Annotated in this window: 22 protein-coding genes and 2 pseudogenes; 16 read left to right on the top strand and 8 right to left on the bottom strand. The window is 52.7% G+C overall.

Going from position 1 to position 24596, the window contains the following annotated elements; all coding sequences use genetic code 11:
• Positions 1-3: 3 nt before the first annotated feature.
• From H8S02_RS10060 to H8S02_RS10035, 6 genes are all read right to left on the bottom strand, one after another.
• Positions 4-3147, bottom strand: a complete 3144-nt coding sequence (locus tag H8S02_RS10060; RefSeq protein ID WP_186970394.1) for a DEAD/DEAH box helicase — start codon at positions 3145-3147, stop codon at positions 4-6.
• Positions 3148-3821: 674 nt separating this feature from the next.
• Positions 3822-5234: a tyrosine-type recombinase/integrase gene (locus tag H8S02_RS10055; RefSeq protein ID WP_456236876.1), complete on the bottom strand. Its 1413-nt coding sequence runs from the start codon at positions 5232-5234 to the stop codon at positions 3822-3824.
• Positions 5224-6021 carry a helix-turn-helix domain-containing protein gene (locus H8S02_RS10050; protein WP_186970393.1) on the bottom strand — a complete coding sequence of 266 codons (798 nt, stop codon included), beginning with the start codon at positions 6019-6021 and terminating at the stop codon, positions 5224-5226. Before H8S02_RS10050 ends, H8S02_RS10055 begins: the two co-directional genes overlap by 11 nt.
• 108 nt (positions 6022-6129) lie before the next feature.
• Positions 6130-6330 (bottom strand): helix-turn-helix domain-containing protein, encoded by a 201-nt coding sequence (locus H8S02_RS10045; protein WP_118648727.1) that lies wholly within the window; start codon positions 6328-6330, stop codon positions 6130-6132.
• 5 nt (positions 6331-6335) lie between these two features.
• A complete protein-coding gene (locus tag H8S02_RS10040) occupies positions 6336-6737 on the bottom strand; it encodes a type II toxin-antitoxin system PemK/MazF family toxin (protein WP_207722108.1) in 402 nt (133 codons plus the stop codon).
• 448 nt (positions 6738-7185) lie between these two features.
• Entirely contained in the window at positions 7186-7422 is a 237-nt protein-coding gene (locus H8S02_RS10035) for a helix-turn-helix domain-containing protein (protein ID WP_118722885.1), read from the bottom strand.
• Positions 7423-7517: 95 nt separating this feature from the next.
• Between H8S02_RS10035 and H8S02_RS10030 the strand changes: the two genes are divergently transcribed.
• The 4 genes and pseudogenes from H8S02_RS10030 to H8S02_RS10015 form a co-directional block, all read left to right on the top strand.
• A complete protein-coding gene (locus tag H8S02_RS10030) occupies positions 7518-8045 on the top strand; it encodes a helix-turn-helix transcriptional regulator (RefSeq protein ID WP_186970392.1) in 528 nt (175 codons plus the stop codon).
• A gap of 18 nt (positions 8046-8063) precedes the next feature.
• On the top strand, positions 8064-8225 hold the full coding sequence (locus H8S02_RS12840; protein ID WP_407926406.1) for a helix-turn-helix domain-containing protein: 162 nt from the start codon (positions 8064-8066) through the stop codon (positions 8223-8225).
• A 43-nt stretch (positions 8226-8268) separates the two neighbouring features.
• On the top strand, positions 8269-8472 hold the full coding sequence (locus H8S02_RS10020) for a type II toxin-antitoxin system Phd/YefM family antitoxin (protein WP_186970391.1): 204 nt from the start codon (positions 8269-8271) through the stop codon (positions 8470-8472).
• A gap of 18 nt (positions 8473-8490) precedes the next feature.
• Positions 8491-8778 (top strand): annotated as a pseudogene (locus H8S02_RS10015) (type II toxin-antitoxin system RelE/ParE family toxin); the annotation flags it as partial.
• A gap of 74 nt (positions 8779-8852) precedes the next feature.
• Here H8S02_RS10015 and H8S02_RS10010 read toward each other — a convergent pair.
• Positions 8853-9029, bottom strand: coding sequence for a hypothetical protein (locus H8S02_RS10010; RefSeq protein WP_186970390.1), 177 nt, complete (start codon positions 9027-9029; stop codon positions 8853-8855).
• A 168-nt stretch (positions 9030-9197) separates the two neighbouring features.
• Positions 9198-9596 (bottom strand): sigma-70 family RNA polymerase sigma factor, encoded by a 399-nt coding sequence (locus tag H8S02_RS10005; RefSeq protein WP_186970389.1) that lies wholly within the window; start codon positions 9594-9596, stop codon positions 9198-9200.
• A gap of 229 nt (positions 9597-9825) precedes the next feature.
• Between H8S02_RS10005 and H8S02_RS10000 the strand changes: the two genes are divergently transcribed.
• The 12 genes and pseudogenes from H8S02_RS10000 to H8S02_RS09950 all read left to right on the top strand — a co-directional run bounded on the left by H8S02_RS10000 (position 9826) and on the right by H8S02_RS09950 (position 24330).
• On the top strand, positions 9826-11241 hold the full coding sequence (locus H8S02_RS10000; protein ID WP_186970388.1) for a ParB/RepB/Spo0J family partition protein: 1416 nt from the start codon (positions 9826-9828) through the stop codon (positions 11239-11241).
• 88 nt (positions 11242-11329) lie between these two features.
• Positions 11330-12001: a transposase gene (locus H8S02_RS09995; protein ID WP_186970387.1), complete on the top strand. Its 672-nt coding sequence runs from the start codon at positions 11330-11332 to the stop codon at positions 11999-12001.
• Between the two features lie 21 nt (positions 12002-12022).
• Entirely contained in the window at positions 12023-12688 is a 666-nt protein-coding gene (locus tag H8S02_RS09990; protein WP_186970386.1) for a transposase, read from the top strand.
• Positions 12689-12889: 201 nt separating this feature from the next.
• Positions 12890-14251 (top strand): relaxase/mobilization nuclease domain-containing protein, encoded by a 1362-nt coding sequence (locus H8S02_RS09985; RefSeq protein WP_243166498.1) that lies wholly within the window; start codon positions 12890-12892, stop codon positions 14249-14251.
• A 122-nt stretch (positions 14252-14373) separates the two neighbouring features.
• Positions 14374-14832, top strand: a complete 459-nt coding sequence (locus tag H8S02_RS12780; RefSeq protein WP_330601945.1) for a hypothetical protein — start codon at positions 14374-14376, stop codon at positions 14830-14832.
• Complete coding sequence (locus tag H8S02_RS09980; protein WP_253096183.1) at positions 14729-15343, top strand: TetR/AcrR family transcriptional regulator; 615 nt, start codon at positions 14729-14731, stop codon at positions 15341-15343. The genes H8S02_RS12780 and H8S02_RS09980 overlap by 104 nt, the downstream gene beginning before the upstream one ends.
• A gap of 127 nt (positions 15344-15470) precedes the next feature.
• Positions 15471-19376, top strand: a complete 3906-nt coding sequence (locus tag H8S02_RS09975; protein ID WP_186970384.1) for an S-layer homology domain-containing protein — start codon at positions 15471-15473, stop codon at positions 19374-19376.
• Between the two features lie 177 nt (positions 19377-19553).
• Positions 19554-20393, top strand: a complete 840-nt coding sequence (locus H8S02_RS09970) for a class B sortase (RefSeq protein WP_186970383.1) — start codon at positions 19554-19556, stop codon at positions 20391-20393.
• Positions 20394-20820: 427 nt separating this feature from the next.
• Positions 20821-21243: a sigma-70 family RNA polymerase sigma factor gene (locus tag H8S02_RS09965; protein WP_186970382.1), complete on the top strand. Its 423-nt coding sequence runs from the start codon at positions 20821-20823 to the stop codon at positions 21241-21243.
• Between the two features lie 289 nt (positions 21244-21532).
• Positions 21533-21790, top strand: a complete 258-nt coding sequence (locus tag H8S02_RS09960; protein ID WP_186970381.1) for a DUF6870 family protein — start codon at positions 21533-21535, stop codon at positions 21788-21790.
• 121 nt (positions 21791-21911) lie between these two features.
• Positions 21912-23602, top strand: a pseudogene (locus H8S02_RS09955) (recombinase family protein).
• A 206-nt stretch (positions 23603-23808) separates the two neighbouring features.
• A complete protein-coding gene (locus H8S02_RS09950; RefSeq protein ID WP_186970380.1) occupies positions 23809-24330 on the top strand; it encodes a HipA domain-containing protein in 522 nt (173 codons plus the stop codon).
• Positions 24331-24596: the final 266 nt, after the last annotated feature.

Genomic DNA, 24596 nt, shown 5'->3' with positions numbered 1-24596 from the left:
TCTTTATCCGACTACCAGCTTGTTCGTCTTGCGAAGATACTTCGCCGGGATAGGCTGGTCCAGATGCCATGTAATATTCATCGGCCTGCTGCCGGTATGCTTCACATAGGCTGCTGTTCCGAGACAGGTATACGGTGCAGCGCCAATGCTGTCCTGCTTGAACTCCCGCACGAAGAGAACGACCCTGCTGCCGCGCTGCCGGTGGTTGATATAACGCTGACCGGTGCCTGCCATATCGGAGGTCGTGCTCTGACTTTGCCAATGGAACAGGCTTTCGTTGATCGAATAGTCGTTGTACATGGTAGTCGGTGAGTAGTCCTTGTCCGCCTTGTTGAGCGTGATAAAGAATACATCGACCTGCTTGTCCGGCAGCCATTTGACACCTTCCCGCACATTTTTCGGCGTCATGTAGTCCATTGCAATCAGAATTTGATCTCTGGTATAGGTGCAATGCAGATCCAGCGGACAATCAAAGCCAAGCGGGACAGGCTGATCGATGAAGTCAATGCGCTCCAGATTGAGTGCCAGAAGCCCATACAGTTCGTGCATCATTATCGGGCTGTCCGCGAGCAGCTGCATGTTGGCTTGCGCAGTATGGGAACGCCAGTCTGCCGCTTCTTGAAATACGGTGATGTAAAACATTTGCAGCATGCGTTTTTCAAAATCGGAAAGCGAAGCCGCAAGTTCACAGGAGAAGTGCGGAAGAATATCCGTCAGAAACTTAATCCAGCGCCGGGAATCCACGGCAACCAGCTTGCTGAACGCCTTTGTCAGAATGCTTTCGGCAGGCTCGGCAAAATCGTCGCAGACGCCTGCATCTGCGCAGAGACGGGAGAAGGAGAACTTGCCGTAGATAGAACGCGGGTCGAGGTGATAATAGCCGATGAAATTCTTCAAGGAAAGGGGAAGGCCGCTGTCCTGTGTGAAGGTTTCGATACGTGCAATCAGACCGGCACGGTCGCCGAAGGAGCGGCGGATATTCGCCAGAATGACTTCGGAAGCCTTCTTTTCCAGCTGGATATAGCAGCCCTTCGGCAGTGATACAAAGCCCTTTTTCACCTCGTACTGCATGCTGTGATTGCTGTGAGAGAGCAGTGCAGCAAACTTTTCTTCAAAATTGTATTTTTTATTTGCCTGACCGATAAAGTCCAAAACGGTCAGGCATTCTTTTCCTTCCGAGAGGCGCAGACCGCGGCCAAGCTGCTGTAGGAAAATCGTGAGCGACTCGGTAGGGCGCAGGAAGAGAATGGTGTCGACTTCCGGAATATCAACGCCCTCGTTATACAAATCTACAACAAAGATAAAGCGGATTTCTCCGGAGACCAGACGCTGTCTGGCTTCATTTCGTTCCTTATCGCTGGAATTAGCTGTAAGGGACATGCAGGGGATGCCCTTCGATGAGAAATATTCCTCCATGAATTCAGCATGCTCGACAGAGACGCAGAATCCAAGACCGCGAACCGTATTGATGTCGGTTACGTACCGATAGAGAGAATTGACAATATGGCCGGCGCGCTTTTCGGCGACAGCACGGTTCAGAGAAAATACTTTGTTAAGCTCAGCTTTATCATAACCGCCGCGCGTCCAGCGAATATTGGACAGGTCAACATCATCGGAAACGCCGAAGTATTGGAACGGGCAGAGCAGCTTGCGCTCGATCGCCTCCGGCAGTCGGATTTCCGATGCAATGCGGCCGTTGAAGTAATCCAGAACGTTTTTTCCATCCATGCGTTCCGGCGTTGCAGTCAGACCCAATAATATTTTCGGCTTAAAGTGGTTCAGCAGTCCTTGATAGGTGGGCGCTGCTGCGTGATGGAACTCGTCCACAATGATGAAATCGTAATAGTCCTCCGGGAGAACGTCATACAGCTTCTGGGAGGCTACTGTCTGCACCGAAATAAATAGATGCTCCAGACTGCTCGGCTTGAAGCTGCCCACAAAAAGCTCTCCAAAATTGGGATCTTTCAACACAGCACGGAAAGCACTTCGGCTCTGTTTCAGAATTTCCTCTCGATGAACGACAAACAGCAGACGAGGCTTCGAACCGGAGAAGGCTTTGCAGAACCGTCGGTAATCAAAGGCAGAGATTAAGGTTTTGCCGGTACCGGTTGCAGCAACGACAAGATTGCGGTAATAGCCGCGAACCTCGCGCTCTGCCTGCAGGCGATCCAAAATCTCCTGCTGATAGGGGTAGGGCTGAATATCGAAAACGAACTGCATTTCGCTCGTTGGATTGGCCTTGCCGTTTGTCGACAGTGCACGCTCCAGCCTTTCTTTGCACCCGTCCTCATAGACTTCAAAGCTGGCGGTGTTCCAATAACTATCGAAGGTTGCCTCCATCTTCTGAATGGTCGGCAGCATATCCTTGGTTGTCAGCTTAACATTCCATTCCAGTCCGCTGGACATAGCCGGATTGGAGAGGTTGGAAGAACCAACGTACGCCGTGGTAAAGCCGGTTTCACGATAGAACATATACGCCTTTGCATGAAGCCGGGTACGCTCGGTATCGTAGGACACACGAATTTCCGTGTTGGGGAGCTTGCGAAGCGCCTCCACCGCCTTCACGTCCGTTGCGCCCATATATGTTGTCGTAATAACGCGGAGCCTGCCGCCGCGTTCCGCAAAATGCTGAAGATCATCGATGATTAAACGAAGACCGCTCCATTTGACAAACGAAACCAGCATATCAATGCGGTCGGCGGAGACGATTTCTTTCTTCAGCTCGGAAAACATCTGCGGCTCGTGAACCGCTCCGGTAAATAAGCTGCTTTGAGCAATCGATGTTTCAGGGCGGGGGAGATCCTTTGCTTTTTTCCGGCCGATGCGCATCATAGGATCATCGCGGGACAGCAATGCGAATAGCTGTTCGCCTTCATCGTCCACGGTAAAATCGCGCAGGTCGTCCTGCGCTGTCTCCTGTGAAATCAGATCAACAATTTTGTTGACCAGATTTAACTGCGCAGAAATATCGTCACCGGCAATGCGGTCAAGACCTTTATGAACGACCTCGGACAGGTACTGCGTTAAGACAGAGGAGGACTCGGCTGCGTCAATTTTTTCGATGTGTTTGCTGTCTTCCGGCAGCTGACGCAGCTCATCTTTGATTTCGGTATTCACCACTTGCTCGTAAAGGCCTTGTTTAAGCATGAAAGAAGTCTCCTGTGTGGTATCGTAATTCGTAATAGGTAGTATTCCTTGAACTGTTTTGAGCAATTTCGACAATTTTATTGTACTCTAAACCTTGAGGAAAATCAATCCGTTTATCAGCGCTCAGCCTCCAATCTCTTGTAATTGCCCATGGTTTTAGGCATAAAAAAGAGCGCCTATCCATCCCCGATGCGGGAAAAATAGACGCTCTATGTACATACCAATATTCAAATTTATCTCATACAGTGAAAGAGCTTTTTCGTACCTTTTTATATATGCAACGCCGAGAATAAAGATTTTCGGCGTTGCTGGCTGGCGTCCCAGAGAGGATTTGAACCTCCGGCCCCATGCTTAGGAGAAGCCCCCCGCCGGTTTCGCCCGTGTTCACCCGAGTTCGTGGAAGTGGGTCGATGCGTGAAGTCCCGTGATGTAGAGTCGCTGTATGTTCACCACGGTTCATGGAAGATACAGGCAAATTAGACGTTTATTAGACGTTTTCTAATACGGGGGAAGATGCGTATTTTTTTCGCGCGCCAATATTAGACGTTTTTACATGAAAACAGAGTTGATTTTTCACAGCAATACTGTCCCGATACTATATTAAATATACCACAACGATTAGCAAATGAAAAGAGAGCACTTGATCACGGGTGCTCTCTTAGATGGGGAGGTTATCAAAGACTGCCGGCTATCGCACTCAGAATTTTGAGCAGGTCGGGATTATCGGAGATTTTTTTCAAAAGAGACGGATCGATGCCGGAAGGGAGAGTGGGGTTAACAGTAGGGGATGCTTCTTGCGAAGTCGGATCTTTGCCGCGGTAAAAAGCTTCTTCGAACAGCGCGGCGTTGTTTTTTCGGTTTTTGTCCATGATGTGGGCGTACTGGTCGGTTACCATCTGGGCTTGCGCGTGACCGGAGTCTCCCTGGACCGACTTGATATCTCCGCCGGTCAACTGCAGTTTGTAAGTGATGCTGGAGTGGCGCAAGGAGTGAAAAACCACCTTCGGCAGATCGTTTTTTTCAATCAACGCGTTCAAAAGTGCAGCGATGCGTGTCCGCTCCATCGGATGACCCAAGCCGTTGGCGAGGACTAGGTTGTAGTCGGTGTACTCACCCCCGAGAGCTTCCTTGGTGCGTTCCTGCTCGCGCTTCCATGATTCAAGCTGATGGGCAACGGTCGCCGGAATGAAAACCTTGCGGACGCTGGATTCGGTCTTGGGCTTTTTCAGAACGAGCATGCTCGTGTTGCGCTTTGAGCTCTGAGGGAAGATGAAGAGGACGTCCTTTTGCTCGAGGGACTTCATGGCCGTCTTGTCGACACGCTGGAGCTCTTTGGTGATCATGATAGACGCTGTTCCGTCTGCGATGCTTTTCGGCGAAAAATCGACGCAGTCCCAGGTCAGGCCGAGAATTTCGCCGATGCGCATGCTGCACGCGAAAGAAAGGTTGATAGCCAGTTTAAGGCGGGCATCATCGCAAACATCGAGTGCGAGAAAAATCGTCTCAGCATCCCATACCTCGCGTTTTTGGGGTACAGCCTTAGGAACAGTGGCATGGATAGCTGGATTTTTCTCCATAAGCTCCCACTTGACAGCTTGATTGAAGGCGCTCCGCAGCAAACTGTGGACTTTGCGGACTGTCGCCGGCTGGATGAAACCGGTATCCTTTGTTCCACGTTTTTGCGTGATGCGGGAAATGGCGGGTGTTTGTAGGAGTTTCTGATAGTATTTTTCGAGAATGCGCGGCGATATTTCACACAAATCCATCTTACCGATGACTGGATTGATGTAATTCCGTATCAAACGCGTGTTTGAGGAATAGACCGATAGCGACCATGTAGTTGTCCCGTAAAGGGAGACATACTCTTTAAGCAGATCGGCCACCGTTTTGCAGGTGGGAACGTTCATAACGCCAAGCTCCTGACGACGCTCGATCTCTGCCTTGCGGCGCTTTGCATCAGCCAGGGTTCGATACGTTTCCCATTTTTGCTTGCGCTTTCCGGATACTTCATCATACTCGTAATGCACGACGAGAAAACGATTGTTTCTATGAACAATTGATGCCATTATTTTCACCTCAAATTTCATGTTTATTTTTCTGTTGAAGTAAAATCCACTGGATTTCATCTCGCGAAATCAAATATTTTGCACCGCATTTCTCCGCGGCGAGTTCGCCGCTTTGAATCATTTGGCGGACATCATTATATGTAATGTGCAGGAGGACAGATGCTTCCTGCATCGAAAAAACCGACTTTGTTTTGTCGATTTCGGTGCAAAACCTGCTCTGATCGGCATGCCAGCGCTCGAAACTCTCTTTGGTCACGCGCCGACGGCCGGCGATAAAAACGAAGTCGAATTTGTCTCGATCCGGGCCATAAAGGAGGATGTGGTAAACAGCCTTGCGAGGGATGCCTAAAATCTGTGCTATTTCGGGCATCGTCAGCGTTTCTGCTTCAAGAGCAGCATCTCGTGCTCGGTCGGCTCGGGTACGGTATCTGGTTTGCGTTTTATACCAATCTAAAAAATCGCGCTTGGAAATGCGAAGCCAGCTATCAACTTTAAAAGTTTTAATGTTGTAACGTTGAATAATATCGTATATGGTACTGAAGCCTATGCCTAGCTCTTCGGCAAGCTCTTGCGGGGAATAGGATTCTGCATGGAGTACTTTGCCGGGCGGCGGCCCATGGACCTTTTTGTGCTTGACTTGTCGGGCATACCAATGCTCGAAACTGTCTATTATGATTCGAATCTTGCCGTTGATAATAGCGGTCTCGAAGCATTGCTTTTTAACAAGCCAATACGCATCGGTTTTACCTAAGCCGAGCAGGCGCTGCATCTCCGGGACGGACATTGTAGTCTTTTTCTTTTTTGTCATGGGGATTCTCCTTCGAAAATAGTAGCCAGGTCATTTGACCTGGCTATATTTTAGTTGATGTATAGCGACATTGTTAGGATGTCGAACAGTTGAGCGACATCCTTGACATCAGCAGGATTGGCCATTAAGCCATTCGTCAAAGCTTTGCTTGGAAATTCGGATTGCGGTGCCGATTTTAAACCAGTGGAACTGACCGGTTTTCAGCAGCTGATAGACGCTTCCACGGCTAATGCCCAGCATTTTCTGCAACTCAGCGACCGTATAGCAACGCTTGTCGGTGCTGATAGGGATACTATCGATATTTTGCATAAAAATTACTCCTTTTGCTCGTTAGGTGGTATGATGCGGATGATGTGCTGTGGCGGCAGGCCTATGCTCTCGCGAATGCCTAGGTCGATGCACGACATATGGATTGGTCGCACATGACCCAAATAGCGGATGATTTGCGATTTACGTATTGTCTGGATCTGTTCGGCCAAGGCCATGCATGGCTTGTCCAGACCGCGTTGATGCCGCAAGACGTAGTGTGTTGGCATGTCTGTTTTTTTGATTTCAGTCGTAAGAGGAACGACGATCAGGGTCGGTGCAAATCTGTTGCCGTAGTCGTTCTGAACGACAACAACAGGGCGAGCGCCTCCTTGAATGTGACCATGATGCTCGCCGAGGTCAGCAAGGTAAATGTCACCTCTGCGAAAACTCCAATTTTTGTTAATCATAGATTTCCACTCCTATTATGTAACGTGGGCGGAGAAGATCCCGCCCACGGTGAATTTCTATTGCTAAAGATTATGTTTCCCGAGAATTTGTCTCTGACGCCCCCTCAGGATCGCAGGCATTAAGCCTATAGGGAGTCAATCAAGCGGTCGGCTGCGATAACCGACCTCATGGGAATTTCACCCCTTCACTTTCGCGTGAAGCCTCGTACGGAAGTATCTTTAAAAAACGTGAAGGATCGTTGCTGAATATCGCTCGCTCCGATACTTGCAGCGAAGTCACGCTCTTGCCAGTTGGCAATCGTGGCGATCGGTCGCTGATGTAGCTCCCCAACACGGGTTGGACTTGATTGACTGATATTGACTTGTCAAAGAACATGTAAGGATTAATGATCCTTACATAATAATTGTATATTATTGCGAAGGAAGTAACAGGTACAGGGAGTACGGATTACCCGAGTTCAGTTGTTCTACAATTGGCAAGAAGAATATAATCTGTGCTTGTATGGAAGAACTTGGACATGGCAATAACCAGATCAAGAGATGGTGTACGCTTCCCACGTTCAATTTTTCCAATATGTTCGAGACTGATTCCTAAAGCTTCGGCTAGCTTTTCCTGGGTTAACCCTTTTTCCGTACGCAACATTTTGATGCGCAGCCCGAGTTCAATTTGAGCGAAATAGTCCATTTGTTAAACTCCTAATTGTTTATTTTAAGGCTGTTTTAGCCTTTCAGTTAAACAATTCAGTTTTGCGGTAAGAAAAGTGAATTTTTGGCGCAACTTTGCTGGTAGAAAATATGGTCGATATAAAATTGAACACTGAAGATCTGCTTCGCTTGCTATTTGTGCGGATGGATGGTAAATGCTATACTATCGTAGCGGAACAATCGGCGGTTGAGGTGGCGGAACGGGTGCCTTTTGAGGCAAAATGGCGCCTGCTGGCGAGAGTGGGAGCCAGCTGCTATATTCTGATTTCCAATGTATCGGGAGCAGTAAAAGTAGCCCCGCTGCAAATTCTTCAGTTTCCGGTGTTGCTGCCGCACAAGTTTCAGGACGTAGAAAAGTTCAATTTGCAGTTCCCGGACTTCTCCGAAATCACCGAAATGGCGGACAAGCTTCGCTGGCTTCGATACCAGAAAGGCCTGCGGCAGAGAGACGTAGCCGACTACGCTGGTATAGACCGGAGCACTTATGTCCACTACGAAGAATACGGCAAAGACCTCTACCCGCTGGAGCATATGGAACGAATTGCTCAGCTCTTTGAGGTTCCGGTCGAAAGCCTTCTGGATGACTACAATCTATTTCTGTGAAATGGTCAGGGCAAACAGATTAAGGCAATTCGAATGAAACTGGGGTTGACGCAGAAAGAATATGCGGACAAGCTGGACGTCAGCCTTGGCAGTCTCAATCAGTGGGAACAAAACCGCAAGCAGATATTCAAATCCACATGGGAGAAGTATTTCAAACATAGCCTTGAAAGTTGCGGATAATTCCGATAGAATTATTACAGAATCATTCAGGAGATACAGACCCATGATTATCAAATCTTCGACTGCACTGTGTAATGACTACAGCATGATCTCTGATCTGGCGCATGAAAAAGCCGAACAGCGTGAGGAAACCTTGAAGCTGCGGGCAAAGCTGGAAGCAGCAGAGGTCGCTCGGCTTTCCGGCGCACCTGACTACACATTGGAGGAATCCAGAAAACGGTTGGAAGTAATCTATCAGCGTGACTAACCTTGCGCTCAGCGGGAGCTTGAAGAAATCGCACAGCTTCACTTGAACCTTGTAGGAGCAAACTCAGCGAGAAACATTACCAATCTGATTTTAGACACGCTTTCCCGGCTGGAGCTGTTTCCGCTGTCCGGCCATATCCCGCAGGATAAAGAACTGCGAAACGGCGGATACCGATATGTGATCGCCGGAAAGTATATCTGCGTGTACCGGCTGATCGCTGAAACGGTTTATGTGTACCACATTGCCCACGGCGCAAGCAATTATCCCACGCTGTTCAAGAGGCTTCTGAAAGAAGAAAATCAATAACGATTCGCAAGGAATATCCGAAAAGCAGGCAGACCGGCTTTCAATGCCAGTCTGCCTGCTTGCTTGCATATGTATCACTGCTGCGCTTTCAGATGCTTCACTGATGCGTCCACCAGTTCCAGCTTCTGCTCGGTGCCGCAGGGCAGCTTTTGGATGTTTTTCATCGCCTGATCCGCCTGAAATTTTGCAAGCTGTTGCCCCAGCTCCTTTTGTGCCTGCTGTGACTTGGGGAAGATCAAAAATACGTCCATGGCTGCCCTCCGTTCCAGAGCGTTTCCTGCTTCAATTTATGCGTGTTTTTCGGTGCGTATGTAGACAGATAGAACCTGTTTTCTTTATTGTGTTCTCCTGTTCTATAATGAAAATAGTCCCTCTACTAACCAGTTGCTGAATTTTTCCGTGAATTGTTAGTAACTGCCTTAAACATTTTCACTCAGCATTTCTCTGAGCTTCTCTAACGCACTTACTTTGTAATAGTGGACCGTGCACCTCTTGACACAGAAAGCCTTTTCAAACTCGTGTTCGGTCATAGGATCATCTGATAAATACAGATGGGTGATTACTTTCTGCTCAATCTCCGACAAATGGCACATTGCATCGAGCATATTCTCCGTGAGAATGCTGCGAAGGACATCGTCCTCCACATGGCAATCAGGGTTCTCCAGCAAGGCATCTCCAGTTACTTCCCGATCCTCAGCGTTAGGAGAAACATTGTAGGAGATCACCTCGATACCCAATGCATTCATGGTTTTCTGTAAATAACAGGCCCTGTTGTTTTCACGCTTCCACTCTTTTGCGGTTTGACTGTCAACTTCCATATGATTAGTTCTTATTAGGAACGCTGTAATATCAAGGCTTTCCGGGGCCTGCAATACCGGAAGAAAATAAAACAGAGCTATCACATTACGCAGAAAGCCGTCCGTTGAGGAAAACGGGCGGCTTTTTTGCGTGGATGGCCCGAAAAGGAGGCGAAAATTTTCAAAAAATAATAGCAAAATTTTCGGAGAAAACTTTGTGCAAAACGATGAAATTTAAGGAGGTTAGCAAATGGCAGAAGAAAAGCGCCCTCTGGAGTCAGAGCCGCAGGCGGCACCGGAGGCCAGTACGCCTGACGTCCCCGGTGCCCCTGCCCCGGACTTGTCGGGCGATATTTCCCAGCCGGTGCATGACGGCCCTGCCCAGCCGGACCCCGGCGACGTGGTGATTTCTTTTGAAAAGATCGACGAGTTATTGAAGGAGCGCCGCGATGCCGCCCGTGAAAAGGTGGAACAGGAATCGCCGCCTGAACCATCGGCTGAAGGCGGCAAAGAGGAAAAAACCAAGCCAGAACCCGAGCAGCCCAAGCCCCGCCGGGGCCGTCTCCCGAAGGAAAAGGCTGTGTCCGAGGACAAGGACACGAAGGCGGCGACGCCCCGCAGGGGCCGCCCACCCAAGGCTGACAAGGCGGCCCCTGACAAGGCCACGCCGCCCAAACCTCGAGACAAAGTGTCCCGAAGCGGCAGCGAAAAAGCTACCGCAGATAAGGGCGGAAGCATTTCCGCCGCTGCTCCCGCGCAGGAGCAGGCTCCGGCAGCGCCGACGCCCCCGCCACGCCCTGTGGAGGAGGGCAAGGTCATCTATCTGAAGCTCTATACCTTCCGGGACCACCCGTTCAAGGTGGAGGACAACGCGGCCATGACCGATTTGGTCAGTACCATCAAGGAGCATGGCGTTATGACCCCCGCCACCGTCCGCCCGGAAAAGGACGGCAGCGGCTATGAGATCGTGGCGGGCCACCGCCGCCATCGCGGCAGTGAGCTGGCCGGTCTGGACGAGCTGCCCTGTATCGTGCGGGACATGACCGACATTGAGGCCGTCCGCGAGATGAAAAACAGCAACAAGCAGCGCGGCGATCCCCTGCCCAGCGAACTGGCAAAGCTGCTGGATCTGGAAGTGGAGGCCATCAAGCACCAGGGCGGGCGGCTGGACAATGTAGCCCCCGGCGACATCGGCAAACGCTCCGTTGAGATCGTGGGAGAAAATAACGGCATGAACTATAAAAAGGTCATGCGTTATATCCGGCTCAACTCCCTTGTCCCGGAGCTGCTGAACAAGGTGGATGATAAAAAGCTGGGCTTCATGCCCGCTGTGGAGATCTCCTACATCAAGCCGAAAAACCAGCGGCTTATCGCCGTCTCCATTGACGGCGAGCAGTCCTCGCCCTCCCACGCACAGGCGAAAAGGCTGCGGAAACTGGACCAGGCGGGCAAGCTCAACGGCGACATTATCGACGGAATCTTATCTGAAAAGAAAAAGGAGGATCGCGGCGTGATCATTTCTACTGCGGAATTGGAAAAGTATTTTGGCAAGGAGGTCACTCCCGCCAAGATGAAAGAGCAGATCATCTCTCTGCTGGATGACTGGAAGGCCAAGCAGCCGCCCGAGCTGGGCAAGCCTGAAAAGAAAGCGGATCTGGAGAAGTAAACCTCGAGACAGATTGGGGCTGTTGACAAAGCCCACTTATCACTGGAAATATGATATAATGAGAAAAAGAGCGGAGAGGGGGATGGGAATGCAACTGAAACTGCAAATGGTAACGATAGAAGATTTGGTAACAGAAGGACATTTCCTGCGAAAATTGGAAGACACGCTGGACTTGTCCTTCGTCCGTGAAGAAACAGCCCATCTGTACAACCGCAGGTATGGCCGCCCGGCAATTGACCCTGTTGTGCTGGTAAAATATCTGCTGGTAGGATACCTGTACGGGATCCCATCGGAACGGCAGATCGAACAGCGTATCCAGACGGATGTGGCTCTGCGGTGGTATCTGGGTCTGGATCTGTTTGACCGGGTACCGGACCACAGCACCATCTCTCAACTGCGCCGGCGCAAGCCTTCTTTCCGCAAGGTTTTCCGTCGGCTGTTTGAGGAAGTGGTGCGTCAGTGCATTGAGAAAGGTCTGGTCAGCGGGCGGCTGGCAGCCACCGACTCTACCCATGTAAAGGCCAATGCCTCCCGGGCGTCGGAGCATCTGGTGGAAATGCGGTCGGAACCGGGCGCATACTGGGAACGGCTGGACAGCTACGAGGAAGAAGGACTGCAGGCACTGGAGAAAAGGACTGGACACCGCCGGAAGAAGCGGACAAAGCAGGTCAAGCGGGACAGCCGCCGCAGCCAAAAGCGAGTGAGCCGGACTGATCCGGAGGCAGGCCACATGAAACGGCCGGGGCAACCGGAGGGCTAGCACTACCTGAGCCACCAGACCTTGGACACGGACCACGGTGTGATCCTGGGCGTGACAGTGACACCGGGAGATGTGCATGATTCCGTGCCATACCTGGACCACCTGGAGCAGATCCATCGGAATGTCTTCCCCATTCAAGCAGCCACAGCGGACGCCGCTTACGATTTTCCTCTGGCCCATCGTGTACTGGAGGAGCAGGGAATCTCTTTTTGTGTCCGGCCGCAGCCTTCTGCTGACAGCACCAAGGCGGAATTCAAGCGGGATGCCTTTTCTTATGATGCGGAGAAAGATGTTTACCATTGCCCCAATGGGAAAGAGCTTCGAGTGAAGGGGCTGTACCGCAGCGCCAGTGGTGTGTACTGGGAGTATTGGGCGGACCGCGGAGACTGCCAAAGCTGTCCTTCCCGGGAGAAATGTTTGAGCGAAAATGATAAACGCGGTGCGCGAAAGTTGCTGGACACCTACTTCCGTCCCACAGTCCGACGGCATCTCGCCCGGCAAAACGAGCCGGACTATCTGGCTGCGCTGCGCAAGCGGCAGATCTGGTGCGAGGGCACGTTTGCCGCTCAGAAGTGGGGACATAACTTAACACGCGTCTTGCGACGGGGGTTAGAGGCAGCGGAGGACCACTGCCTCCTCTCGGCGACCGCTTTGAACTTAAAAAGGATGATAAGATGTATGGGATGACGCCGATGGGCGTCTTTTTTACTGCCATTTTTCCACTTGTAATAAATGATCAGGCACTTTGTCAACAGCCCCAAAGTGTCCCAAAGCTGCGGCGGCTGCTTCGGCAGCCGCCTTTCCTTTTGCCGTGGAGGAGGTGATCTTACGGCGACCACATTTCTCAAAGCCCATCATATCAGCAGAGGCGAAACCATAGCGCAGTCTCTGAAAGACCGTTTCGACTATGGACAAAGCCCGGAGAAAACCGGAAACGGGGAACTGATCTCCGCCTATGAGTGCGACCCGCAGACCGCTGATGCGGAGTTCCTGCTTGCCAAGGCCAGATACAAAGCCATCACGGGCCGGGAGCAGCGCCGGGACGCCGACGTGCTGTGTTATCAGATCCGGCAGTCCTTCAAGCCGGGAGAGATTACGGCGGAGGAGGCAAACCGCGTGGGCTATGAGACGGCCATGCGCTGGACGAAGGGGAAACACGCCTTTTTCGTTGTCACCCACACCGACAGGGCGCACATTCATAATCACATTTATTACAACTCCACCACGCTGGACTGCACCCGGAAATACAAGGATTTCTGGCGCTCGGCCAGCGCCCTGCGTCGGCTCTCCGACCGTGTATGTCTGGAAAACGATCTCTCCGTCATCACCGATCCCAAGCTCCACAGCAAGGGCCGCTTTCTGCATTATGGTCAATGGCTGGGGCCGGAGCGCCCGCCCTCTGCCAAGGTGCGGCTCAAGGCTGCCATTGGAGAAGCCCTTGCAAAGCGCCCCGCCGATTTTGCCGACTTCCTGCGGCTCATGGAGGAGGCAGGCTATGCGGTCAGGCGGGGACGGGGCGGCGCGATCTCCTTTCTTGTGCCGGGACAGGAGAAACCGATCCGGCTCCGGGCATCCACCCTCGGGGACGGTTACGATCCCGAGGACATCCGGGCGGTCATCGCCGGGGAGCGTTCGATCCCGGCTGCGGAGGATGCCGCCCCAGCGTCCCGGCGCGTGGGCCTGATCGTGGACATTGAGCAGCGGCTTCGGGAGGGAAAAGGCCCGGCCTATGAGCGATGGGCCAAGGTCTACAACATCAAGCAGATGGCCGCCGCGCTGCAATTCCTCCGGGAGCGGCAGCTTACGGACTATGCCGCGCTGAGTGCAAAAACGGATGGAGCGGTGGACCGCTTTCACCGGCTCTCTGATAAATTGCGGGCCACCGAGACGGAGCTGGCGCACACCTCCGAACGGATGGGCGCGGTGGTGCGGTACGCCAAAACTCGCCCCGTATTCGATGGGTACAAGGCGGCCCGGTACAGCAGGAAGTATCTGGCCGAGCATGAGGCGGAGCTGGCCGATTACCGGGCGGCGAAGGCTGCCATGAACGAACTGCTGGGCGGGGCAAAGCTGCCGAAAATGGACGCGCTGAAAGAAAAGCGCCGCGCTCTGGCAGCACGGAAAAAGAAACTGTACGCCGAGTACCGGAAAGCGCAGCGGGAAATGCGGGAGGCCGTGGCGGTCAAGACAAACATTGACCATCTGCTGGGCCTGACGGACGGGCAGAAAAATAAGGAACAGGAGCGATAAGCAACGGTGACGCAGATATAAGGCGCTTGCGCCGCTGACTTCGGGACAAAGTGTCCCGAAATGCCGGGTTTGGGGAGGCTCCCCAACAAGCATTTTTGCCGCCCCCTGCGGGCGAAAAAATCGTGAGTGTCTATACACTCACCCTGCTTGCCGAATCGCCCACCCCCGGAAATCCGGCCGTTTTCACAGGCGGCGCTTTCCTCCGAAACCGTATCGTAAAATGGAATCATGGGAAACTTATGACAAACGATATGGATGAGAAAACCATGATTTTGCAGGCATTAAAAGAAAAGATGCAAGTCGTTTTCTTTTTGTTATTGCATCCAGCCCTTTTCTGTGCTATACTAATGGTGTATACACCACAAGAGAAAGGAAGTGATCCTCATAGCCATCACAAGCGCAAGTTTGCCCACGAAAAAGCGGATTCTGACCGTTTGCGTGAAGCTGTTTTTGGAAAAGGGCTACAAGCAGACCACGCTGGCGGAAATCAACGAAAAGGCCGGTGTGTCTTTCAGCCAGTTCCAGAACATTTTTCGCGCCAAGGACGGCGTATTGACGGAGCTGGTGGAGTTCATGTTTGAAAACCAGTTCGCCATGGCGCGAAGCGCGGCGGGTGCGAAGCTGCCGCCGATCTATGTCTACGCGGTCGAAACGGCGATCCAGATGACGCTGACGGAGCTGAACGAAAACCTGCGGGAGATCTACATTGAAGCCTACACGCAGAAGGAAGCGTCTGAATTTATCTTCCGGGAAACGGCGAAGGAGCTGTATCAGATCTTCGGTCCGTATCAGCCGGAGTTGACTGCCCGCGATTTTTATGACATGGAGATCGGCTCAGCCAGCATCATGCGCGGCTACATGACCCACCCCTGCGACGAGGAGCTGACGCTGGAAAAGAAGCTGCGGCTGTTTCTCACCATGAGTCTGCGGGCGTACAACGTCCCGAAGGAGGAAACGGAACAGGCGATCCGGTTCGTGGAAGGGCTGGATATCCGCACGATCTCCGAACAGGTGATGCAGGCGCTGTTCCGTGCGCTGGCGATGCGCTTTGAGTTTTCCCTCGCGGGGATCACGCTGCCAGCACAAAAATAGAAGCCAATATGTATTGCAAGGGAGTACTCCCTTGCATCGGGATATATCCCGATGCAATCCCCTCTTGCTCCCAAACGCGCTTCCCACGGGGGACGGGAGGTGCGCGAGAAGAAAGTGAGGAATGACTATGAAAAAACGACTGCTCAGCGTCCTGCTCATGTGCTGTATGGTGCTGACACTGCTGCCAACAGCGGCCTTTGCTGAGGGCAGCGAGGAAGAACCGCCTGTTTGCAGCTGTGAAACAGCCTGCACGGCAGAAGCAATGAACGCAGATTGTCCCATCTGCGGCGCAGAGGGTGCTTCGGCGGAGAATTGCGCAAAATACATCAAGCCCGCAGACGATGCGGCAGTGCAGCCGGAGGGGGAAGTGTCCGACCCCCAGCCGAAGACAGCCTTGACGGCGTTAATTGGCGGGAGCGAGACGGCAACAGAAGTCAGCACCGCGGAAGAACTGACTGCAGCTATTGCTGATGTTAATTTCGACACCGTCAAGCTGGCGGCGGACATTAACATTGACACCACGCTGACGGTCAACCGCACTGTGACGCTGGACTTGAACGGCAAGGTGCTGCAAATGACCGGCAGCGGCAGTGTTATCAAGGTGGAGAGCAGCGGCAATCTGACGCTGACCGACAGCAACACCGCCGCCGAGCACAAATTCATGCCGAATGGCAAACTGTGGGTGCTGGACGAGGCAAACGGCAAGGAAACCGTCACCGGCGGCGTCATCACCGGCGGTAAAGGCTATCCGTTTCATCTCATCAGCAGCACAGTAAATTGTGGCGGCGGTGTGTATATCGCACCCAGCGGGCAGTTGACCATGACCGGCGGCAATATTATCGGCTGCTCCGCAGAGTTCGGCGGCGGTGTATGTATTTATCCGAGGCAAAACGGCGAACAGATTCAGTTCTCTATGTCCGGCGGCAGCATCGCCGGATGTGTCGCCTCCGACATCGGCGGCGGTGTTTGTGCTTACGGCACGTTCAAAATGTCAGGTCCGGCGGTCATTCGCAGCTCCGCCGTCGAAAGCGCGGACAATTTTGTTTGCGGCGGAGGCGTATATGTCGACGGTAGCTTTGAAATGTCTGGCGAGGCAACAATCAAAGGCTGTCAGGCAATCTCCGATTCTGCCAACGGCGGAGGCGTATTTGTCAACAGCAGCCGTAGCTTTGTGATGTCTGAGAAGGCAAAAATCGAAAACTGTCAGGCAATCTCCAATTCTTCCAGGGGCAGGGGCGAGGGCGGGGGCGTCTATCTCGCAAACAATACGAAGTTCACCCTGTCGGGCAGCGCCGTGATTCAAAATTGCACGGCAACAAATTCCGCCAACCACGGCGAAGCCTATGGCGGCGGCGTAAGCGCCGATTGTGTGAAGGAGATCACCTTGGCGGACAGTGCGCGCATCGTTGGCTGTACTGCGGCAAACGGAAGCGGACTATACATCACCGGCTCTCAGCAATCTGGCTATGGGATTCTTTATGCCAACAGCGGCTCGGTTGACGGCGACGTCGTGCTGGGAGATACAGAAGACGGTCCCTGTACCATTACAGGCTCCGGCGGGACTGTGTTCAATGGCAAAGTGACCGTTACCCCCGGCAGCACCATCGAAAGCGGCACATTCAACGGTGAGGTGACCAACAACGGAACCATCACCGGCGGCGTCTTTAACAACACAGTCTCCGGCAGCGGTATCATCAAAGGCGGCACATTTAACACCCCGATGACCGGCAGCGGCACGGAGACAGACCCCTATCAAATTGGCACCGCCGACCAGTTGAAGCTGTTCCGGGATATTGTCAATGGTACGGGTGGCCAGACGCAGAACCGTGGCGCGTGGGCTGTGCTGATGAACGACATCGTTCTCAACGATGGTACCTTTGCCGAGGACGGCAGCTACACCCCCGGCCCCAGCGGCAAGACCGCTGAGGAATGGACACCCATCGGCAAGTATACGGACGACGGCAATAATACCCCCTATACCGGCACCTTTGACGGAAAGCATTATGCCATTAAGGGTCTGTATGTTGTCAATTTGCCCGATGTCGCCGTCGGCCTGTTTGGTGGTCTGAAGGGCGCTGCCGTCCGGAATCTGACGGTAGATGGCTATGTACAGGGCTGCGACTTTGTCAGCGGTATCGCGGGCGATGCCAGCGCGAACTCAACCATTGAGAATTGCCGGAATGACTGCCATGTTGTAAGTGAATACGGCGTCGACAGCGGCAGCTTCCTGTACGCTGGTGGTATCGTAGGGAGTGCCGCAGACACCACCATTGCGGGCTGCGTCAATACCGGCGTTGTCGAGGCGAGAGGCAGCAACAACTTCGGCAGTGTGGCTGCCGGTATTGTAGGCATCCTGTATGGAAATGCGACCGTCATAAACTGTTACAACACTGGCGAGATCAATGTTACCGGCGACAAACTGAGAGAGGGCACCGCCGGTGGTATTGCGGGCAAAGACCTCTCTGCGCACAATACCGTATCTGACTGCTACAATGTGGGCGCAGTAACGGTCGAGTATACCGGCAACAGCGATAGCTATATCGCCATGGTAGGCGGTATCATGGGCAAAATCTACTATTCCGACACCACTGTATCCAACTGCTACAGCGTAGGCACGCTGACGTCGACGACAGGGACAGGAACAAGCTATATCGGCGGTGTTGTCGGCATAACCAAAGGCACCGTAGGAAACTGCTATTATCTGGATTCCACAGCCACAAAGGCCGTCTGGAACGATGGCGGCACAGTGGATGAAGCCACCGGCCCCAAGACTGCCGCACAGCTTGGCGACGGCACGGTGCTGGCGCTACTCATCAATAACCGCGGCGACAGCGAACACCCATGGAACAGCCAGTGTCAGTATCTGGCCGCAGCGCGTAAGACCCTGCCGGCGTTCAAGACCCAGACCGGCGACGAACATACCCACGATTGGAGTGCGTGGACATCGAATGGCGACGGCACCCACAGCCGCCACTGCACCTGCAACGCCGTGGAAACACAAAACTGCTCCGGCGGCAAAGCAACCTGCAAGGCAAAGGCCAAGTGTGCCGATTGTGGTGCGAAATACGGCGATACCAATCCCAATCATCATGGCGACAAGCTGAAACATGTGGTGGCCAAGGACGCTACCACCAGAGAAGAGGGCAACATCGAATACTGGCACTGCGAAGCCTGCGGCAAGTATTTTTCCGACAACGCCGCCACGAAAGAAATTACCCAAGCCGAGACGGTGATTCCAAAGCGGCAATCTTCCGGCAGCAATTACAGCTATTACACCATCAAGGCGACAGCAGGGACGGGCGGGGCTATCTCGCCGAGCGGGAATGTCAGCGTCCGCGAGGGCCGGGATCAGACCTTCACCATCACTCCGGATAAGGGCTATGCTGTTGCCAATGTCAAGATCGACGGCAAGAGCATCGGCGCGGTGAAGTCCTACACCTTTGAGAATGTCCGCAGAACCCATACCATCGAGGTCATCTTTGTGAAGGCCAACGGCAACCCCCAGACCGGCGTGTTTGTGGATGTAGCCACCGGCAGCTATTATGAGGACGCCGTGGATTGGGCAGTGGAAAACGGCATTACGCAGGGAACCGATGATACCCATTTCTCCCCGGATGGCATCTGCACCCGTGCGCAGGCCGCGACCTTCCTGTGGCGTGCCGCTGGCAGTCCAAAACCCGAAACCCGCACCATGCCGTTTACCGACGTTCCCGTGGGCAGCTACTATTACGACGCTGTGCTGTGGGCGGTAGAAAACGGCATCACCAAGGGCACCAGCAACACCACGTTCAGCCCCGACGCCACCTGCTCCCGCGCCCAGATCGTCGCGTTCCTGTGGCGCTCTGAGAAGTCTCCGGCAGTGGGTACGGCCAATCCCTTTGCCGATGTGAAGTCCACCGTCTACTATGCCGACGCGGTACTGTGGGCGGTCAAGGAGGACATCACCAAGGGAACCACCAACACCACATTCAGTCCCGACGCGGATTGCACCAGAGCGCAGATCGTGACCTTCCTCTGGCGCTGCAAGAAGTGATCGGCTGACATACGGCCAAGCAGCAAGACCGCTGACATGACCACATAAGCGAACATCGGACAGCGCAGCGGACGGGCATCTCGCCCCGAAGCTGCGCTGTTCTCTTTTCGCTACAAGAAACAAATCAATGACATTTTGAGCTGCGCCGCTATCCCAGCGCGGCAAGGAGACATCATTATGAAAAGAATCACAAGAATCATTCGTCCGATCATGTGCATGGCCGTCCTTCTCTTTGCTATGACCACGGCGGTCATGGGCTGCTATCAGAAAGAGACGGGGCCTATCGATATTCCCGGCAGAACGCCTTCCGGCACATCTGCGCCTCAGCCATCAGCGACTCCCGCAGGTGAAGTCATCCCCTCGGTGGACAGGCAGGCAGAGTTGGCGGAAGCCAGAGCGAAGAATCCCGACACCGTGGCATGGCTGTATATTCCCGGTGCGGAGGTAGACGATCCTGTGATGCAGGCGGAGGACAACGGCTATTACCTGAAGCTGGATGAAAACGGCGAGTACGCCATGTGGGGCTGCTATTATGCCCATTGTGAAAACGAAATCGGCGGCAGGGATAAGCTGGACAAAAACACCACCATTTTCGGCCACTCCGCCAGCAACTGCGACCCGGACGGTGTGCGGTTCACCAAACTCTACCGTTATATGGACGCAGACTTTGTAAAGGAGCATCCGTATATCTATCTCTCTGTGGATGGCGAGGACATGATTTTCCAGATCACCGCGCTATTCGTCACGGATATTGGCTTTGACTATATTGCGCCTGATCCCACGGGAGATGATCTGACCAGCTTCTTTGAGACGGTTGCGCGGAAAAACTGGCTTGACTTTGACGGCGTGACCTTCTCCGAGGAAGATACCGTCCTGACCCTCTCCACCTGTTGCCGAAAGTATGACAAGACCAACAGCGGCAATCAGCGGCTTGTGGTCATGGCAAAGCTGCTGCCGGAGGGCGCTGCGGCGCAGGAGTTCACAGTGTCCCTTGCGGAGAATCCCGAACTGCCCTGATAGGGCATCATCCGAAAACATCACGCCGTTTACTCATGCATCCGTGCGGACGACAGCAAACGAAGCAAATGTTTTCAAATAGCGCAGCCTTTCTTGCAAGCGTCTCCGCACGTCCAGAAGGGAGTGCGAAAATGCTAACGGATAGAACATCAATATCAAAATGCTGGACCGCCCGAACCGAGGTTATCACCCCGATTCGGGCGGTTTGCTGTTCCATGCGAATTTTGCCGATTCCTGCAAGAGAAACGGGATTTAAGGAGAAAAACAGACAAGGGGACCTAAAGAGGTGCTGCTAACAAGGTTATAACCCCTGCGCAGGTCCTCTGCTTCGAGACACTTTGTCCCGAAGTTGGCAGCCCCGGCTGCCGATCTCCGCTATTCCTCCATTCAGACCGCAGACACAAAAATCTGAATGGAGGATATACAAATGACTACCATCAATCTGAAGGACTTTTATCCGTGGTACACCCATGATGAGTACATCGAAGTTTCTGATGAAGTGGCCGCCGCGCTGAAGGCGGACAAGCTTTATGAGGCAGCCTATCAGCGGAAGGTAATGCGTAACAAAGCGCAGTATTCCCTCGACTGCGACGATGGGATCGAATATTCCGCCTGTCAGCATGAACCGTCCCCGCAGGAGTTGCTGGAGCGCAAGGAGCTGTTCTACCATCTCTGGAACGTGCTGAACTCTCTGCCGGAGGTGCAGGGCGTCCGGGTGGAGGCCTATCTCATTCTCGGTAAGAGCTACACCCGGATTGCGAAGGAACAGGGCGCGGACCGGAGTGCTGTCCGGCGCTCCGTAAAACGCGGGAAAACGGCTATGAAAAAATATTTGAAAAAAGTTTTGTGATTAGGGTCTCCTTTTGGCCGGTTTTTGTCCTTGGTATATGAGAGGAACTTTTTTAACCTCTCCGCAGCAAAGCAGCAGCGTGGCCCGCCCACTGTGCAGGCTGCCGCCGCCTGCTGTGCGGGAGCGCCGGGCTATGAATTGCTGTCTTATGACGGGCCGAAAAAATGAGCGCGGCGCTCCCACAATACCATAGGACTTCGAGACACTTTGTCCCGAAGCAGGTCAAGCGCGAAGAGCGCCGCCAGCGGCGGCGCTCTTTTGCGTCTTAACTACATGAGGAGGTTTCGCTATGAGGCTCACTATCCGCGAATTGGACAGGCTGCAAAGTGTAGATATTGGCGCGGTAGATCCGGCCATGCTGCCGGACGCGGGTAGCGTGGCGCTCAACGCTGCCCTGCCCCAAAGAGACCGCGTGTCCTGTTTGGTACAGGCAGGAATCAATCCCTACTGCTTCTGCGTCGGCGTTAAGATTGAATTTTCAGAGGATGGGCCATCCCTACAGGACACATTGGCAGCGTTTCTTCTCCGTATTAAAAGCGGGCGATAATATCGTTCCTGCCTGCCGCTTCGAGACACTTTGTCCCGAGGCGGGACTTTCAAAGGCATCGTTGTTGTCCCACCCGAACAGAGGTATAATATAGGTGTAATGTGATAGGGAAGGAGGAACAATGGCACGCACAAAAAACAGAGAGTATCAGCAGGTTCTTTCCCCGGCTTACACCTTTTCCCGCCGCTGGAAAATGGGCGGTTACATCCGTCTTTCCAAGGAAGATCTGAAAAAGCCCTCAATGGCAAGGATGACAGCAACAGCGTCAAAAACCAGCGGGACCTGCTCAATGACTTCTACCGCAAATATCAGGAGGAATTTGAAAGCATCACTGAATATGTGGATGACGGCCACACCGGGACAGATTCGGACCGGGAGGCGTTCCAACAACTTCTGGCCGACATAATGAGCCGCAAGATAGACTGTGTTGTGGTAAAAGACCTTTCCCGCTTTGCCCGCAACTACAGCGACGCGGGTAGTCTGATCGACAACCTGTTTGTGCAGATGGGTGTCCGATTTATCAGCCTCGCGGAAAACGTAGACAGTTACAAGGACCCGGACAGCGTTTCCAGTATCATCGTTCCCATTACCAACGTAATGAACGATCAATACTGCTATCAGACCTCAAAGAAGATCCGGCAGGTGTTTGACTACAAGCGGCGCAACGGCCAGTATATCGGCTCCAACCCACCTTTTGGGTATGTCAAAGATGCAAAAGACCGTCACCACCTTGTTATCGACCCCGGTGCCGCCGAGATTGTCCGGCTCATTTTCTCTTTGCTACTCAAGGGAACATCGAAACGGGGTATCAGTTTCTATCTGAACGAGCACGGTATTCCCAGCCCCTCGGTCTACAAGTTGGAAAAGGGCATGACGGTTTCCAACAAGCCGGACGGCAACACCCTTTGGTCGGGACGCATGATCCATACGATTCTCACCAATCCCATGTATACCGGTGATCTGGTGCAGGGGCGGTTTCGTGTAAAAAGCTACAAGGTACATCAGATCGAGACGGTGCCTGAAGAGGAATGGGTACGGGTAGCTGATATCCACGAGGCCATTATCGACAAGGCCACTTTTGAGAAGGTGCAGGAATTGCTGCTTCGGGATACCCGAACATCGCCACAGGGGCGCACCGTCCACCTGTTCAGCGGTTTTCTCAAATGTGCCGACTGCGGCAGAGCCGTTACCCGCTGTTCCGGCAAGAACAACGTGTATTACGCCTGCGCTACCTATAAGAGCCGTTCAAGAAATGCCTGCACAATGCACTCTATCAGTCATGCCCGGTTGGAGGCCGCCGTGTTGTACGCCATCCGGCAGCAGGTGCATCTTGCTGTCTCCTATTCAGAAGTCATCGCCCAAATCAATTCAGCCCCTATCAAAAAAAAACAGTCTTTCCGACTGGACGATACGATTCATGCAAAAGAACGTGAGCTTTCCAAAGTGACCCGTTATAAACAGTCTCTTTATCAGGACTGGAAAGACGGGGAGATCACGCAGCAGGAATACCGGGATATGAAGGCCACTTATGACCGCCAAATCAATGAGGTGTCCGATGTGCTGGCCAGACTAACCGCTGAACGTGCGGAGCTGGCAAACGGCGTTGACAAGGAACCCCCTGCGCTGGTCGCTTTCAAAAAGTATCAGAATATCGATGCCCTGTCCCGTGAGTTGCTGATCGAGCTGGTGGATCATATCAAGGTCTATGAAAATGGCAATATCAGCGTCAAGTTCAAGTTTGCCGATCAGCTTCGCCGCATCGCGGAGTACATCGACGTCAATACCGCTGAATCCCCTGCATGGGCGGTTTGATTTCGCACTACATTCCCTGTGTCAGCGTGTTTTCCTAATAGGACGTGAACATATAGATGATCGGTTCACCGGACTCGCCGCCGGGAACCCTAGCGATATTCTCCTTGCGGGACTTTCCATCTGCCGTTTCCATAAAACGAGCAAATTCATAGCTGCTCATCTGGGGCTGCGGACGAAAAGTTGGACCTCTGCAAGGAGGTAAACATATGTACTCTTATGAAGAACGGCTTTCAAACTTTGATAAAGCACGCGGCATCATTGGGCATGAGTGTATGAATGAGTTGATTGTTGATCGTTTGCTGACGATACTGGGAATTCCGCACTTAGCGTACCAGCTGATTCATGCAGACGTGACCGTAGACGGCAAGACGCATGAAGTATATCTCTGCGCTTCGGAGGATTTTAAGGCAAAGAGCGAATCGAAGATTGCCTTGGATGCCTACAAGGAGCTGGAGGCTTTGCCGGATGAATCTGCGCTGGAGTTTTGCACTCGCATGGGCTGGGAAGACTATATTTATCAGATGCTTGTCGTGGATTATTTGATTCTGAACCAGGATCGTCACGGCGCCAACATTGAGGTGCTGCGCAACAGCCGAAAGAAGACGATTCGTCTGGCTCCCCTGTTTGACCACGGACTTTCGCTTCTTTGCAGCTGCCCGGATGATGCTGCGGCGGCTGGGTTCGATGTGATGGCTGACAAGCCCTGCAACAATGCTCATGTGCCATAAAGAAACACGCAAGAATTTGATAGCATCCACTATTCCATAGCAACAGCGAGTTGCTTGTTAAAATAAGGTTTGCAGTTTTATAATAAACAATAACATATTCCTTAGGAGGGACAGACATGGAAACACGAGATATTCTCAAGAATTTGCGTGAAAAAAATAAACTTACAAAAAGTCATTTGAACGGTACTACAAAATGAAAAAAACGCTTGACTCTACATCTGTTGTAGATATTATAATATTGGTAGTTTAACAAAAAAGAAGGATTA

It is taken from the genome of Agathobaculum hominis (assembly GCF_014288055.1).
Taxonomy (GTDB): domain Bacteria; phylum Bacillota; class Clostridia; order Oscillospirales; family Butyricicoccaceae; genus Agathobaculum; species Agathobaculum hominis.
The sequence above is the reverse complement of the archived record's forward strand: the minus strand, read 5'-3'. Positions and strand labels throughout refer to the sequence as shown.

What these genes read in the sequence shown, in the direction of transcription:
- H8S02_RS10060 (WP_186970394.1), bottom strand. Translation starts at nt 3,147, where the DNA reads ATGCTTAAACAAGGCCTTTACGAGCAAGTGGTGAATACCGAAATCAAA.
- H8S02_RS10055 (WP_456236876.1), bottom strand. Translation starts at nt 5,234, where the DNA reads ATGAAATTTGAGGTGAAAATAATGGCATCAATTGTTCATAGAAACAAT.
- H8S02_RS10050 (WP_186970393.1), bottom strand. Translation starts at nt 6,021, where the DNA reads ATGACAAAAAAGAAAAAGACTACAATGTCCGTCCCGGAGATGCAGCGC.
- H8S02_RS10045 (WP_118648727.1), bottom strand. Translation starts at nt 6,330, where the DNA reads ATGCAAAATATCGATAGTATCCCTATCAGCACCGACAAGCGTTGCTAT.
- H8S02_RS10040 (WP_207722108.1), bottom strand. Translation starts at nt 6,737, where the DNA reads ATGATTAACAAAAATTGGAGTTTTCGCAGAGGTGACATTTACCTTGCT.
- H8S02_RS10035 (WP_118722885.1), bottom strand. Translation starts at nt 7,422, where the DNA reads ATGGACTATTTCGCTCAAATTGAACTCGGGCTGCGCATCAAAATGTTG.
- H8S02_RS10020 (WP_186970391.1), top strand. Translation starts at nt 8,269, where the DNA reads ATGATTATCAAATCTTCGACTGCACTGTGTAATGACTACAGCATGATC.
- H8S02_RS10010 (WP_186970390.1), bottom strand. Translation starts at nt 9,029, where the DNA reads ATGGACGTATTTTTGATCTTCCCCAAGTCACAGCAGGCACAAAAGGAG.
- H8S02_RS10005 (WP_186970389.1), bottom strand. Translation starts at nt 9,596, where the DNA reads ATGGAAGTTGACAGTCAAACCGCAAAAGAGTGGAAGCGTGAAAACAAC.
- H8S02_RS10000 (WP_186970388.1), top strand. Translation starts at nt 9,826, where the DNA reads ATGGCAGAAGAAAAGCGCCCTCTGGAGTCAGAGCCGCAGGCGGCACCG.
- H8S02_RS09995 (WP_186970387.1), top strand. Translation starts at nt 11,330, where the DNA reads ATGCAACTGAAACTGCAAATGGTAACGATAGAAGATTTGGTAACAGAA.
- H8S02_RS09975 (WP_186970384.1), top strand. Translation starts at nt 15,471, where the DNA reads ATGAAAAAACGACTGCTCAGCGTCCTGCTCATGTGCTGTATGGTGCTG.
- H8S02_RS09970 (WP_186970383.1), top strand. Translation starts at nt 19,554, where the DNA reads ATGAAAAGAATCACAAGAATCATTCGTCCGATCATGTGCATGGCCGTC.
- H8S02_RS09965 (WP_186970382.1), top strand. Translation starts at nt 20,821, where the DNA reads ATGACTACCATCAATCTGAAGGACTTTTATCCGTGGTACACCCATGAT.
- H8S02_RS09960 (WP_186970381.1), top strand. Translation starts at nt 21,533, where the DNA reads ATGAGGCTCACTATCCGCGAATTGGACAGGCTGCAAAGTGTAGATATT.
- H8S02_RS09950 (WP_186970380.1), top strand. Translation starts at nt 23,809, where the DNA reads ATGTACTCTTATGAAGAACGGCTTTCAAACTTTGATAAAGCACGCGGC.